General features: G+C 39.1%; 13 protein-coding genes. 6 read left to right on the top strand and 7 right to left on the bottom strand.

The genetic code is table 11. From position 1 onward, the window contains the following. Positions 1-4: 4 nt before the first annotated feature. The 3 genes from QZ738_RS18250 to QZ738_RS18260 form a co-directional block, all read right to left on the bottom strand. Positions 5-1,276, bottom strand: a complete 1,272-nt coding sequence (locus tag QZ738_RS18250) for a TolC family protein (RefSeq protein WP_293789249.1) — start codon at positions 1,274-1,276, stop codon at positions 5-7. Positions 1,277-1,498: 222 nt separating this feature from the next. Beyond that, the gene (locus QZ738_RS18255) at positions 1,499-2,851 is read right to left on the bottom strand and encodes a HAMP domain-containing sensor histidine kinase (RefSeq protein ID WP_293789251.1); all 1,353 of its coding nucleotides are present in this window, start codon (positions 2,849-2,851) and stop codon (positions 1,499-1,501) included. Beyond that, positions 2,852-3,529, bottom strand: a complete 678-nt coding sequence (locus QZ738_RS18260; protein WP_293789253.1) for a response regulator transcription factor — start codon at positions 3,527-3,529, stop codon at positions 2,852-2,854. Between the two features lie 208 nt (positions 3,530-3,737). Between QZ738_RS18260 and QZ738_RS18265 the strand changes: the two genes are divergently transcribed. After that, complete coding sequence (locus QZ738_RS18265) at positions 3,738-4,367, top strand: DNA-3-methyladenine glycosylase 2 family protein (protein ID WP_293789255.1); 630 nt, start codon at positions 3,738-3,740, stop codon at positions 4,365-4,367. A gap of 232 nt (positions 4,368-4,599) precedes the next feature. Here QZ738_RS18265 and QZ738_RS18270 read toward each other — a convergent pair whose 3' ends face one another. From QZ738_RS18270 to fucP, 3 genes are all read right to left on the bottom strand, one after another. Next, entirely contained in the window at positions 4,600-5,382 is a 783-nt protein-coding gene (locus QZ738_RS18270; protein ID WP_293789257.1) for an SDR family oxidoreductase, read from the bottom strand. 191 nt (positions 5,383-5,573) lie between these two features. Next, entirely contained in the window at positions 5,574-7,211 is a 1,638-nt protein-coding gene (locus QZ738_RS18275; RefSeq protein WP_293789259.1) for a UxaA family hydrolase, read from the bottom strand. 7 nt (positions 7,212-7,218) lie between these two features. Further along, positions 7,219-8,529, bottom strand: coding sequence for an L-fucose:H+ symporter permease (gene fucP / locus QZ738_RS18280; protein ID WP_293789261.1), 1,311 nt, complete (start codon positions 8,527-8,529; stop codon positions 7,219-7,221). Between the two features lie 338 nt (positions 8,530-8,867). Here fucP and QZ738_RS18285 point away from each other — a divergent pair, with 338 nt between their 5' ends. Both QZ738_RS18285 and QZ738_RS18290 read left to right on the top strand, forming a co-directional pair. After that, positions 8,868-9,737: an AraC family transcriptional regulator gene (locus QZ738_RS18285; RefSeq protein ID WP_293789263.1), complete on the top strand. Its 870-nt coding sequence runs from the start codon at positions 8,868-8,870 to the stop codon at positions 9,735-9,737. 195 nt (positions 9,738-9,932) lie between these two features. Then, positions 9,933-10,142, top strand: a complete 210-nt coding sequence (locus QZ738_RS18290; protein WP_293789264.1) for a hypothetical protein — start codon at positions 9,933-9,935, stop codon at positions 10,140-10,142. A gap of 388 nt (positions 10,143-10,530) precedes the next feature. Here the strand turns inward: QZ738_RS18290 and QZ738_RS18295 are convergent, their stop codons facing one another. After that, positions 10,531-11,490, bottom strand: a complete 960-nt coding sequence (locus QZ738_RS18295; protein ID WP_293789266.1) for a GlxA family transcriptional regulator — start codon at positions 11,488-11,490, stop codon at positions 10,531-10,533. 354 nt (positions 11,491-11,844) lie between these two features. On the opposite strand from QZ738_RS18295, the gene QZ738_RS18300 reads away from it, so the two are divergent. The 3 genes from QZ738_RS18300 (at position 11,845) to QZ738_RS18310 (ending at position 13,540) form a co-directional block, all read left to right on the top strand. Then, entirely contained in the window at positions 11,845-12,258 is a 414-nt protein-coding gene (locus QZ738_RS18300; RefSeq protein ID WP_293789268.1) for a hypothetical protein, read from the top strand. Between the two features lie 123 nt (positions 12,259-12,381). Then, a complete protein-coding gene (locus tag QZ738_RS18305; RefSeq protein WP_293789269.1) occupies positions 12,382-12,798 on the top strand; it encodes a VOC family protein in 417 nt (138 codons plus the stop codon). Positions 12,799-13,159: 361 nt separating this feature from the next. Further along, a complete protein-coding gene (locus QZ738_RS18310; protein ID WP_293789271.1) occupies positions 13,160-13,540 on the top strand; it encodes a DoxX family membrane protein in 381 nt (126 codons plus the stop codon). The last annotated feature ends 24 nt before the right edge of the window (positions 13,541-13,564 follow it).

The following is a 13,564-nucleotide window of genomic DNA, read 5'->3' on the forward strand; positions in this document are numbered from 1 at the left end:
AGATTTATTTAAAAATGTTAGAACCAGTTACATAATTGATTTCAGCGCGTGTACTCATTCTTTCGTATTGAAGTTTATTAAGCTGAAGCGTATTTTCTTTATAGGCATCGTAGAGGTCCAAAAATTCGATCAGACTGATGTTTCTTGCCTTAAAGTTTTTAATCAGGCCAGAAATAAGTGTATTAAAATCAGTACTGAAAGCAGGATCAATCTCAGCATATAGTTTTTCATTGCGTAAAGCAGTCTTGTAACTGTTAAATACCTCATGCTCCAATAAGGCTTCCTGTTTTTTAATATTTACATCTGCTGCGTTTATGCCAATCTGAGCCTTTTTAATTTCTCCCTGATTTCTGGAGAAAAGCGGAATGGGAATTTTAATGCCTAAACCGGTATATTTCTCCGGATAATTCCCTTTGAGGTCGTAGCTGAGTCCAATTTCTATATCAGGAATTGCCATTGCTTTCTGAAGCTTTAAATTACGTTCGTTGTAAAGCAGATTGGTTTTGGCCACTTTCAGGTCAGCACGATTGGCTTTTGCTGAATCTAGCAATGCCTGGTAGGGGATTTTATCAATGGCAGGGGAAGTGAGGGCTGATTTATCCAAAACCAAAGAGACCGACGTGGAAGCACTGATGCCACAAAGTAACTTCAGGTCTTTATAGTAATCTTCCAGGTCATTCAGTAATTCAGCCTGTTCTGCTTTGAGGTTAATCAATAACGATTTAATCCTGATCACATCCTTTGCAGCAACATTGCCCATCTTTAACTGAAGATCATAAGCTTTCGCCAGCTGATCGGTAGAGCTGATCTGTTCCTGATATACTTTAACGGATTGTGCGGCGAAATAAGTTTTGTAAAAAGTATTCTCAAGTTCAAATTTGAGTGTTCTGATCAGGTCAAAATATTCGTATTCGGCCATCTTAACTCCGGTTTCGGCCAGTTTTATATTTTTGTTGCGCTTGCCTGCAAGTTTAAAGAGTTGGGAAATTGATCCGGCATACTGGCCATAGGCATAAGAAGTTTGCAGGAATTTTTTTGTTTCGTGATTGTAAAAAAGATTTTCGTATTCTAGCGTTGGATTTTCGAAAAGTTTGGCTGTAATAATTTCTGCCTTGGCCTGATCAATTTCATAATTGCTGGTCAGCAAATCGAAATTGTTCCTTAAAAACAGGCTTTCGGCCTGGCTTAAATTTAAACTTAATGTATCGCTTTGTGCGAAAGTTGCACGGATTGTTAATGCCCAAAAAAGAATGAGCCATGAAAATATCCTTATCATAACGGCAAAGCTATTTTTACCACATTAAAAGGGGATTAAATCGGGCTTAAAAAGGGATTAAAGTTGGGGTTGACCTCATTACTCATCACAATCATTTCGAGCGGAGTGCAATGCAGTCGAGAAATCTGTTTTGAGGTAGATCTCTCCCCGCCCGCACAGGCGGGCACTCCGCTGCATTTCGGTAGAGATGACGACTTTTTTATGGAAGAGGGAGAGTAATTACTAAAGTTTTCTCAACTTCACCGAAAAAATGCTGCCCCCTTTTTCTGGGCTGCTAAGGGTAATCTCACCTTTAAGCAGATCGATAATTTTTTTGGCCATGTAAAGTCCCATGCCTTCGCCATGTTGGCCCTGCTGTTTTGCACGGGTATAGAAAGGTTTAAAGATAGCTGTCTGATCATCTGGCAGAATACCCGATCCATTATCGGTAATATGGATGAACAACTGGTCGTTAATGGTTTCTATCAGAACATTCACTTGCTGGTTATTGGAAAATTTAAAAGCATTGGAAATGATATTATCCAGGGCAATCTGTAGCAGAGTAGCATTTGCCAGTAGCTCAGGTTCTGGATCAATGGGGTTTTGATAAGAAATGTTAAGGTCAAGGTTTTTTTGTGCTTTCCATTCGGTTTGGATCTTGGAAAGCAGATCATCAAGTTTGATCGGAGCAAGTTGCGAGTTGATCAGATCAAGGTCCATTTTTGCGAGCGCCACTAAACCCGTAATGGTATGTTCCATTTTTTCGGCATCATCAAGCATCGAAGCGATCACTTTTTGATAGGCAATCTGATCTCTTTCTTTCGATAGTGCCAATTCGGCATTCATCATGATCCGGGTAACAGGTGTCCTAAGTTCATGCGAGGCGTTGGCTACAAAGGTTTTCTGCAGGATAAAAGCCTGTTCCAGCTCTTCCATTAAATGGTTAAAACTTTGGGCAATGAGGTTAATCTCATCTTTATTCTTTTTTTCTTCTACCCTGAATTCCATGTTGTGAGCACTGGCCTGCTTTACTTCGATCATAAATTTCTGCAGCGGTTTCAGCATTTTTTGTGCAACCCACCTGCTCAAAAGTAATACCAGAAGTGAAATAAGAATAAAGATAAAAATCATGATCTTCAACAGTTTGTCGAGCCTGTTGTGCGAACCCTGGTCGTTAGCCGAAGCAAGGATCACAAAGTTGCCCTGATTATCTTTATAATAAATACCCACTACCTGTCGCTGACCATCCGTATATTTTAAACGGCCTTTCCGGCGTACCTGATCAATCGTTGCAGGGGTCCAATATTGAGCAGTATCGCCGATAAAAGTAGCATTGTTATTCTCGTCATAAATACGGATTACTTCACTGTTTAATTTTTGAAGGTATTTATGGCGTACCGTGTTCAATACATCGCGACTAATTTCATCAGCTTCGAGGTACAGTTTAGCGGTAACCATCGTACGGTCGGTAAGGCGTTCGAAAAAGTCGGCCTCCAGAAATTTCATAAAAGTAAAGTACACTGTACAAAGCACTGCAAAAAGCATCGAAGTGCTGATTAGTGTAAAATATAGTGCTATGCGATCTTTAATTTTCATTTACTTCAGGATATATCCCATATTGATTTTGGTATGGATAAGTTTCCGTTCAAAACCTTTTTCGATTTTTTTTCGCAGAAAATTGATGTAAACATCTATCACATTGGTCCCGGTTTCGAAGCTGATATCCCAGGCTTGCTCAGCTATAAATTGTCTGGAGAGTAAACGGTTTGGGTTGCGCATAAAAAGTTCCAGCAGGATAAATTCTTTAGCACTTAATTCGACCGGTTTACCTGCGCGGCTAACTTCTTTGCTGTAGGTATCAAGTATAAGGTCTTCAAAATATAATTTATGGGCTGTTTTCGTTTCAATAGGTGGCTGCCTTCGCAATAGCGCGGTAACCCGGGCTAAAAGTTCCCTCAGGTGAAAAGGTTTTACGAGATAATCATCGGCACCGGCCTCTAAACCGATAACTCTATCATCAATGGTACCCATGGCGGTAAGCATGAGTATCGGGGTTTGCAATGCATTTTCTCTAAGGTGCTTACAAAGCTGGATGCCGTTTAAGCCTGGCATCATGACATCGATAATCAGGAGATTAAAACTTTCACTTGAAAAAAGATTTAACGCATCAATCCCATTGGCTACAGTAAGTACCTGATAATCGTTTTCTTCAAGTGCCGACTTCAAAAGTTCAGCAATTTTAAGGTCATCTTCAGCTATTCCAATCTTAAGCATCTAACAAAAGTAATTATCTCATCTTAAATTGGGATTAAAATTGGTTTTTTCCGTTTTCTCAGGAGGATTTGAGTCTGGATTTAATTTTCCACACCGGATGGGAAGCTTGCGAAGGAATAAAGCTATATTGCATGCTGTTGACCAATGTTTTACTCAGGGCAGCCAATTTTTTTATCAAACATTCCCTTTATATTTGAATAAAACATTTATGTTCGAAAAATTTGATCAGGCTAATTATCATCAGCTCTGCGATTTATCAGGTAGCCTTCACCCGGAATTACAATTGATTTTGGATCGATACGGTTATCCGCCCTTTTGGTCGCGGCCAAATACTTTCGAATCATTGGTGCATATTATTTTGGAACAACAGGTCTCTTTGGCTTCGGCACTCGCCGCATTGAATAAGCTGAAAGAGAAAATTAAAGAGGTTACGCCTGCCAGGTTTCTATTACTTACCGATCAGGAATTAAGAGACTGCTATTTCAGCCGACAAAAAACAGCTTATGTCCGCCATTTAGCCGAAAATATTGTTAGCGGAGAATTGTCTCTAAGCGAAATGGAGGAAATGGATGATCGGACGATTAGAAACCAGCTTAAAAGTATCAAAGGCATTGGTGATTGGACTGTTGACATTTACCTGATTTTTATGCTGCACCACAGGGATATTTTCCCGATAGGGGATCTGGCTGCGGTAAACTCGTTAAAGAAAGTAAAAGGCTTGGTAACAGGAGTGACTAAAGAAGAAGTGTTATTAGAGGCTGATCAGTTTAAACCTTATCGTACCATTGCAACCATGATATTATGGCACGCATATTTAGCAGAGAGGAAGCAGAAATAGGCAAAAGACAACACGGCGGGATTACTGTATATAGTTAAGTTTCGGTCTGTGGGGACACAGACCGAGGGGTGGAGGAAATAGATTACTGAAACGTGTTAAGTCATTCCCAACTTGATCCGATGGCTATCAGAGGGGAATCTTAAGAAATGCATTAAAGATCAGCTTCGCGGGGCACTTTGTGGTTCCTGGCTGCGCTCGAATGACATATCTTGTGGAACTGAACGTACATATTTTACAACAGCGCCCTATCCAGATGTACATAACCGCCATCTACATGAATCAGTTGTCCGGTGGTATGACTCGATTTATCTGACAATAAGAACACGGCGGTATTGGCAATTTCTTCTACAGTGGTCATCCGGTTTTCAAAAGGGATTTTATCAGTGATATTTTTCAGCTTTGCATCACGATCATCAAAAAAATTTATCCATTTCTCGTATAGCGGAGTCCAGGCTTCGGCAACAATAATGGCATTTACCCGGATGCTAAAGGGCAATAATTCTACGGCCCATTCGCGTGTTAAAGCATTCCTGGCACCATTCGATGCTGCATAACCGGATGTTCCGCCTTGACCGGTTTCTGCTGTTTTGCTCCCGATATTTAAAATTGAACCTTTGCTTTGTTTTAACGCAGGCAGGGCATATTTGGCCAAAAGATAATAATGTACCACGTTTTTATGTAGTGATTCTATAAAGCCTTCGTAGGTACCATTCTCCAAACCTACACCGTCATTAACACCTGCATTGTTCACCAAACCATCAATTCTGCCATACTTGGTTAATATGGCATCGATAATGTTTTTACAATGCTCTGGCAGGGTGAGCTCAGCGGTGAAATAATCGGCTTTTAAACCTGTATCTGTTATTTCCTTCAGCATTTTTATATTATCATTTTCACTGCGGCCAATAATGATCGGAAAAGCATTTTCAATAGCCAGGGCTTTAACAATTGCTCCGCCGATGCCTTTTGCTCCACCACTTACCAGAATTATCTTATCGTTTAAATTTAAATTCATATTCGGTTATGTTTTTCTTTTATTACTTAGTCATTGTGCATACCGCTTTTTGCAGAGGGCATAGTGATGGACTTAGCGATGTAGATTTCCTCATTCCTTTTTACTCTACTTGCTCTACTTGATAGCTTAGGGAGTTAATGATGGTTTTTATTATTAACTTTTCCATCTTCCATCTGACATCTCACCTTTCCTTATAAGCTAACCCCTCTTTTCCAGGGGATAAAATCATCCTGGTTGAGCTGTACGGCTTTTGGCATTTCTTCTCCACTGGCTACTTTAATACAGTATTCCAATATATCTTCGCCCATTTCGTTTATGGTTTTTTCTCCGTTAATTACAGGTCCGGTATCGATGTCAATGATATCACTCATTCGGTTGGCCAGAACAGAATTGGTAGCGACTTTAATGGTCGGGCAAACCGGGTTTCCTGTCGGTGTGCCTAAGCCCGTGGTAAATAAAATTAAGGTCGCTCCGGCAGCGGCTTTACCCGTAGTGGCTTCCACATCATTTCCCGGGGTACATACTAAACTTAAACCGGGTTTGGTTACAGGTTCAGTATAATCTAAAACATCTACAATAGGCGAGGAGCCTGCTTTTCGGGCAGCACCTGCTGATTTGATGGCATCGGTAATTAAACCGTCTTTGATGTTTCCCGGAGAAGGATTCATATAAAAGCCGGATCCAACTTTATGTGCCAAATCATCGTATTCAGTCATTAAGCGGATAAACTTTTCAGCAGTTGCCTGATCAACAGATCTGTCGATCATTTCCTGTTCTACACCGCAAAGTTCGGGGAACTCTGCCAACAAAACTTTCGCACCCAGTGCAACCAGCAAATCTGCACAATAACCAACTGCCGGGTTTGCGGAAATGCCACTGAAACCATCGCTGCCGCCGCATTTAACCCCTACGCACATTTTGCTGAGCGGTGCTGCTTTACGTTCCTGTTTATTAATAAACATCAATCCTTCAAAAGTATTGCGGATTGCATTTTGGATCAATTGTTCTTCACTTTGTGCTTTTTGCTGCTCAAAAATTAAAAGGGGTTTATCAAAATCCGGATCCAGGGCAAAAAGATCGCGTTTAAAATCCGCTACCTGCAAATGCTGGCAACCCAAACTTAAAACGGTTATTCCGGCCACATTGGGGTGATGGGCATAAGCTGCCAGTAATTTGCTTAGCGTATCAGCATCCTGTCGTGTTCCGCCACATCCACCATTATGCGTCAGAAATTTAATGCCGTCTACATTTTTAAAAGTGCGGTTGGGCCGATTTACCTTAGGCTCAAAAGTAATCTTATTGATGTCCTCTCCATTTTCAAAAGCCTGAACCAGTTTGTGTGTATAAGATTTATACTTATCGCCCACAGCATAACCCAATTCACCATAAAGCGATTCTTTGATGATATCTAAATTCCTGTTTTCGCAAAAAACAGTAGGGATAAACAGCCAATAATTAGCCGTACCCACCTCGCCATTTTTACGGTGATAACCGTTAAAGCTGCGGTCTGCATATTTGTGCACATCAGGTGCATTCCATTTATAGTCAAAATTGCGATAGGCAAATGGTTCAGCAGCATGTTTGGTATTATCAACGTTCATTCGCATACCCGCTTTTACGTCAAACTGCACTTTTCCAACCAGAACGCCATACATCACTACTTCATCACCAGCTTTCATGTCATGCATAAAAAATTTATGTTTGGCTGGAATTTCATCAGCAATAACATAGGTATTTTCTTCATGCAATATTAAGGTACCCGTCGGCAGGTCTTGTAACGCAACTAAAACGTTATCAGCATGGTTAATTTTGATGACTAATTTTTTCATTGTCAATTTATACTTCTAAACTTATTTCTTTTTCTACATGATCGGGTTTCCATCCTTTCCAGCCAAAGTAAAACACTACCAGAAAGCATACAAAAGGAACCAGGTAGCCATACTGGATGTTGTGGGCCGCGTCAGATATAAGGCCTAAAACCGGAGGCAAAAATGCACCACCAACAATAGACATTACGATTAAAGAGGAACCCAGTTTTGTATCCTTACCCAAACCGGCAATGCCCAACGAAAATATGGTTGGAAACATGATCGACATAAAAAAGGCGACACCAATCAATGCATAAACGGTAATCATTCCGCTTCCAAAAATGGCTAAAAGGGTAAGCAAAGCACTGATTAATGCGTACAACATCAATAACTTATGTGGCGCGATACACCTCATAAAAATGGTGCCTGCAAATCTGCCGATCATAAAAGCTAAACCTGCTGCACCAGCATACCACTTTGCTTCGTACTGACTTATACTGGCTGATGAGGTTACGAAACTGATGAATAAACTCAAAACGCAAACCTGTGCGCCTACATAAAAAAACTGACCAATAATTGCCCAGCGTAAATGGCTGTGGCCTAATACATGGCGAAAGCTGCTTTTTTCCTCAACATTTTCTTCTTCCTTGATGTCAGGCAGTTTGGTGAAAATGAATAGGATAGCGACTATTATAATCAGGATGCCTAAAATTAAGTACGGTGCCTTTACAGTCGACGCTTCTTCGAGCATATAAGCCTGTTTTTCCAAAGGGAACATTTTCGCCAATTGTGCATCGGTATACTTTACTTCGGTAAAAATAAATTTACCTCCGATTACCGGTGCTAAAAAAGCCGCAAAACCATTAAAGGATTGAGAGAAGTTTAATCGCTGCGTAGCAGTTTCGGGTGGCCCCAGTACGGTGACGTAAGGGTTTGCCGCCGTTTCCAGAAAGGTTAAACCGCAAGCGATGATAAAAAGAGCACCTAAGAAAAAAACATATTGTGCAGTATTGGCCGCAGGTATGAATAGTAAACAGCCAATGGCGAATAAAAAAAGTCCGAGAATAATACCGCTTTTGTAACCGTATCTGCGCATAATATAGCCTGCAGGTAGTGCCAGTAAAAAATAGGCAATAAAAACAGATGAATCGACCAGGGTTGATTCGAAGACATTTAGTTGAAACGCCTTACGTAAATGTGGAATCAATATCGGATCGAGATTGTGGACGAAGCCCCAGAAGAAAAACAAACTGGTAACTAAAATTAGGGGGAATAAATATCCGCTGCCATTTTTTGATTGACCGGATACTTTAAAATTTGCAGGTGTAATTTGGCTCATGTTTATTTGGTTATAAAATGGTTTAAGCAGTTGTTGCTAAAATAAAAATAGTTAAACTTTGGGAACCTCCGGCTATTAACTACCAACTGATTAAGACCAGGCAAAGTTTTTTCTGACCGGGCTGTGGAGCTAAAGGCAAATTTAGCGTACAATTTATTTATATAACAAAACGAAAATAATCCAACTTCATATGGCGTTTCTGGTGAATTGCAGCTTTACAAATTAAACCGTTCAGCATTAATAAAAATTTAACCTTATCATCTAATTATTAAATGATATTAGCTTGATTTTTCGCATTGTAAATTAATTTTGCATATTAGATTGATTTTTTAGATTTTATGAAACCGCATTTACTTAATGTATCGACCAATTCTGTAGATTCTTTTAGCGCGAGAAGAGATGTTATGCCCGACGTAAATAACCGTTGGCATTACCATTCTGCTTTGGAATTGATTTACATTAAAAAAGGAAGGGGTACGCAGTTTATCGGCGATAGCATCAAAAATTTTAAGGATGGCGATGTAATTTTGCTGGGGAGCAATCTGCCGCATTACTGGCGTTTTGATCCGGAATTTTTTGATGATAAAGTTTGTGAACCAGTTGATGTTTACGTGATTCATTTTAAAGAAGATTTTTTGGGAAGAGACTTTCTGGAACTACCCGAAAATCAGGAAATCAGAAAGGTTATGCTGCAATCAACACAGGGAATTCAGCTGCAAGGTGTTTCGAAAGAAAAAATTGCCGGTTTAATGCCGCAGATTATTGACGCAAAAGGCACCATGCGGATTATCAAAATACTCGAAGTATTAACAGAAATAGCCAATTGTGAAGAAAGAAACACGTTGGTATCATTGGGTTTTAAACCTAATTTTTTAGATAATGAAAAAGACAGGATCCAATCTATTTATAATTATACCATTAGCAATTACAAGAATAAGATAGAACTAAAAGAAATCGCTGCAGTAGCTAAAATTAGCCCAAATTCGTTCTGTAAATTCTTTAAAACCAAAAGTAGAAAAACCTATACGCAGTTTCTAAATGAGATCAGGGTAGGGCAGGCCTGCAAATTATTGATCGAAAATAACCTGACTGTGAAAGAAATCTGTTATGATTGTGGATTTTACAATTTCACCAGTTTCCACAAATATTTTAGGGAAATAACAGGTAAAACGCCATTGAAATATCAGCAGGCTTTTTCCAGGCAATAATGTATCTTAATGAGTTTTTTAATATCATTTTCCTGTTGGAAATACCGGAAGTTAAAAATATTCGCACAAATATTGTTGATGTCCGGTTAAATCAGGTTCTGTTCTTCGATTGAAAACTGATGCAGCCGAATGTTGAAACTTATTTTTGATAATAATAGGTTTATAACTTAAGTTTGTACTCTAACCGAATATTTTATGAGCAATACCTCTAATCCGAAACCCAAAGAAAAAGGTGATTGGATAGACAATGACCATAATAACCTTAATAACCCTTATACGACTGGCTCCAAACACAAGTTTGAAGGATGGCCGATTTTATGGATTCTCATTGCTATATTTTTAATTGCCGCAGTTTTATGGTATACAGGAGCTGCTCCCTATTTAATTAAATGGCTGGCCGGATAAATAAAATTATTGTTGAGCTATATTGAATGCAGATTTGATGAAAGACATAGATAGGTTTTTCTAAAAGTTGATGTGTAACTTAAGGGAGAGGCTAACTTGGATGACAGAGAAAGGCTAATTAAAATTTTTCATCATCGCTGGGAATCTGTTCAGCGGAAAAATAACAGTACAACATTAATCCAAAAGAAATAAAGTAAAATACCGCAATGACTAAAAGGAATGTGCTCATAAAGTTTGTTATTTGGTTAGTGTAATTATAACGTTAAGTTATCCTTAATATGATATTATTGTGCATTTATTTGACGCAAATTATCAACAAAATTGATTTTTCGTGTTGAAAACTATTAATTTAGTTTTTGTGTAACATGCTTTAGCCTTCAATTAAGTTTTATTTCGGCTGAAATTTATCCCGGTATTGGGATGGTGTCATCCCTACAGATTTTCTAAATACTTTCCTAAATGCTTTTGGGTCATTATACCCCGAATTGTAAATAACCTCTGTCATTTGCTGTGCGGTTTGCTCCAACAGTTTTTTAGCGGCTTCGATCCGGGTTTGTTGAAGATACTCAATAGGGGTAATCCCAATTACCTGCTTAAAGCGGCGTACTATATTTCTTCTGCTGGAAGGAATATCTTTGATCATCTCTTCAATAGTGGCTACATCCTGATAATTATTTTCAATTTTCTGCTGAGCAGAAGCAACAAGTTCGTCATTATGGTGGCGCAACGGTTGGAAGGTGCTAAAATAAGACTGGTTTACGCGGTCCATATCAATGGCAAAAATTTTGGCTACTTTAACGGCCATATCTTTTCCGCAATGAAGCTGTAACAGGTGCAACAACAAATGAAAAGTAGAGGTAGCGCCGCCGCTGGTAAATAATCTGCCGTCTTGTGTTACCGTTTTATCAGCCTTTAAATGCACCAATGGAAATGCAGTAGAAAAAGCAGCACAGGCATCTACATGTGTAGTGGCCGTTTTGCCATTCAGCAATCCAGATGCGGCCAGTAAAAATGCACCGGTGCAAAAGGTGGCGATTTCGGCTCCTTCGGTATATTGTTTAGTTAACCATGGGAGGTATTCACTGTTGGCGTGGATACAATCTTTTATATCAGGGTTGGCAAATGACGGGATTAAAATTAATGCCAGCCGACCTGTATCTTCCAAGGGTAAATGGGGATGTGTGCTAAAGCTATAATGATGATGGCCGAGGGTGATTAAATTAATGTTAAATGGGGCTTCCTGACCATCTTTTGTGTAAAAACCATTTACGGTGTCAAATACATCTAAAATTGCTGCTATGCTTAAGAGTCTGAAATTATGGGGCAGTAAAATACCAACTTGCATCATTTGGTTAAAATTTAGGTATCGTAAATATATATACAATTTGTCTGAAATGCCCCTCAAAATTGACTTTTATGGCAAGGGTGTTCACTTAAATTAACCACTAACTTTATTGCAGGTAAATGATCTGGTTCACAATGCCTGTAGGGTACTATAATTATGCTTACCTCATAAAATAGCATCAATATGTTACGTGCCGATGGAAAGCATATCATTTTAAATGATCGGTTTTTGCAACTACATCAAGCCTATGGAGATATGGTGAATTGCCCAATAGATAACCAGATACGAACTAATTACAGTTGATCGGAAATAATAGTATAAGAAGCCAATGAAATATATTGGCATTTTGAAAAATTTATGAGAAACAATAAGCTTGATCTATTAAATCCATATATCGGCAAATGGAAAACAGAAGGTTTAACAAAATCAGGGGTGGTAATTGCCGGGACAGATACCTATGAGTGGGTTGACGGCGGCTTTTTCCTGAAACATGAGGTTGATGTGAAGTTTGGCAACAAAACTATCCGCTCTTTGGAAATTATGCACTATGATGATATGGAAGATGTGTTTCGGTCGCAATCTTTCGATAATGTAGGCCGTACTTCAATAGCTACCCTTAAAATTTATGCTGATATCATTTTAATATTTGGTGATGCGGAAAGATTTAAAGGAAATTTTAAAACCCATACAATTGAGGGTACATGGGAGCAATTTGATGGTCAAGACTGGGGGTGTTGGATGGATGTAAAGTTGACGAAGATTTCCTTGTAACGTCTTGCTTAACTTCCGACCGGCCGGTGGAAATTAAGCAAGACGCCCTTTGTTCACAAGAATATATATATAGATAGAACCAAATCATAACAACCCACATTAAAGGAATTAAAACAAAAAACAATGGCAACACTTAACACATATTTAAATTTTAATGGCAACACCGAAGAGGCATTCAACTTTTACAAGTCGGTTTTTGGTGGCGAATTTTTGGTTGTACAACGTTATAAAGATGCTCCGGGATGCGGCAGCATGCCAGTAAGCGATCAGGAAAAATTGATGCACATTGCCCTACCTATTGGTGGCAATATGCTAATGGGTACTGATGTCACCAATCCGATGCCGCCGGCAACATTTGGTACGGGCATATCACTCTCTGTTGACGCCACTAGCGAAGAAGAAGCAAAACGTTTGTTTGATGGTCTGTCAGCCGGGGGTACCGTAACCATGGCCTTAGAGAAAACCTTCTGGAATGCACTGTTTGGCATGGCCACTGATAAATTTGGTATTCAATGGATGGTGAATTATGATTATCAGTAGAGTTTTAAATCTCAAGCTCAAAGTGTAAAGCCTGGAGTTTCTGGTCGAATATTGCCGGTAGATTAAAGATCAATTTATCCTTAATCAACGGCTAGTGATTAATTTCAGGATGAATTATTTGACAACAAATAACCAGATCATCAGGCGGTGATGAATGTTAGGGTTTGATTCATTATGCTAAGATATCTGGCCATGAACAAGCAACCTATAACACTAAAACGGCGGCTTGAAATTCTGCACTTATTGTCAATCAGCTAATAACCAACAACCAATGCGCGAATGACTAATGACCAATGAACTGATAACCGGTTGAATCAATAGATTTTATTATTTTTAAAATACAAACTAAAACTTAACCCTTATGAAAATAGCAGTAATTGTTGTACGCGTACTTCTGGCCGCCATGTATCTTTTCGCCTCAGTAAGCTTTTTCTTTAATTTAATGCCTAAAGAGGCTCCTGCGATGTCGGCAGCTCAAACTACATTTATGTCGGGTATTATGGCATCTGTTTATCTAATGCCTTTAATCAAGATAACAGAGCTGATAGGTGGGATACTCTTGCTGATTAACCGTACCGCGCCATTGGCTGCGCTGATCATTTTTCCGGTTACCCTTAACATTTTTCTTTATCATGCATTTTTGGATCCGAAAGATTTACCGATGGCAGGCGTCATGCTTTTATTTAATTTGTTCCTGTTTTATGCCTATCGGGCGAAGTATCTGCCCATAGTTTCCAGATAATTTGCAGTTTTAAAAACTTTCTCA

This window comes from uncultured Pedobacter sp. (assembly GCF_913776295.1).
GTDB lineage: Bacteria > Bacteroidota > Bacteroidia > Sphingobacteriales > Sphingobacteriaceae > Pedobacter.

What these genes read in the sequence shown, in the direction of transcription:
- QZ738_RS18250 (WP_293789249.1), bottom strand. Translation starts at nt 1,276, where the DNA reads ATGATAAGGATATTTTCATGGCTCATTCTTTTTTGGGCATTAACAATC.
- QZ738_RS18265 (WP_293789255.1), top strand. Translation starts at nt 3,738, where the DNA reads ATGTTCGAAAAATTTGATCAGGCTAATTATCATCAGCTCTGCGATTTA.
- QZ738_RS18285 (WP_293789263.1), top strand. Translation starts at nt 8,868, where the DNA reads ATGAAACCGCATTTACTTAATGTATCGACCAATTCTGTAGATTCTTTT.
- QZ738_RS18270 (WP_293789257.1), bottom strand. Translation starts at nt 5,382, where the DNA reads ATGAATTTAAATTTAAACGATAAGATAATTCTGGTAAGTGGTGGAGCA.
- QZ738_RS18275 (WP_293789259.1), bottom strand. Translation starts at nt 7,211, where the DNA reads ATGAAAAAATTAGTCATCAAAATTAACCATGCTGATAACGTTTTAGTT.
- QZ738_RS18255 (WP_293789251.1), bottom strand. Translation starts at nt 2,851, where the DNA reads ATGAAAATTAAAGATCGCATAGCACTATATTTTACACTAATCAGCACT.
- QZ738_RS18295 (WP_293789266.1), bottom strand. Translation starts at nt 11,490, where the DNA reads ATGATGCAAGTTGGTATTTTACTGCCCCATAATTTCAGACTCTTAAGC.
- QZ738_RS18305 (WP_293789269.1), top strand. Translation starts at nt 12,382, where the DNA reads ATGGCAACACTTAACACATATTTAAATTTTAATGGCAACACCGAAGAG.
- QZ738_RS18310 (WP_293789271.1), top strand. Translation starts at nt 13,160, where the DNA reads ATGAAAATAGCAGTAATTGTTGTACGCGTACTTCTGGCCGCCATGTAT.
- QZ738_RS18260 (WP_293789253.1), bottom strand. Translation starts at nt 3,529, where the DNA reads ATGCTTAAGATTGGAATAGCTGAAGATGACCTTAAAATTGCTGAACTT.
- fucP (WP_293789261.1), bottom strand. Translation starts at nt 8,529, where the DNA reads ATGAGCCAAATTACACCTGCAAATTTTAAAGTATCCGGTCAATCAAAA.
- QZ738_RS18300 (WP_293789268.1), top strand. Translation starts at nt 11,845, where the DNA reads ATGAGAAACAATAAGCTTGATCTATTAAATCCATATATCGGCAAATGG.
- QZ738_RS18290 (WP_293789264.1), top strand. Translation starts at nt 9,933, where the DNA reads ATGAGCAATACCTCTAATCCGAAACCCAAAGAAAAAGGTGATTGGATA.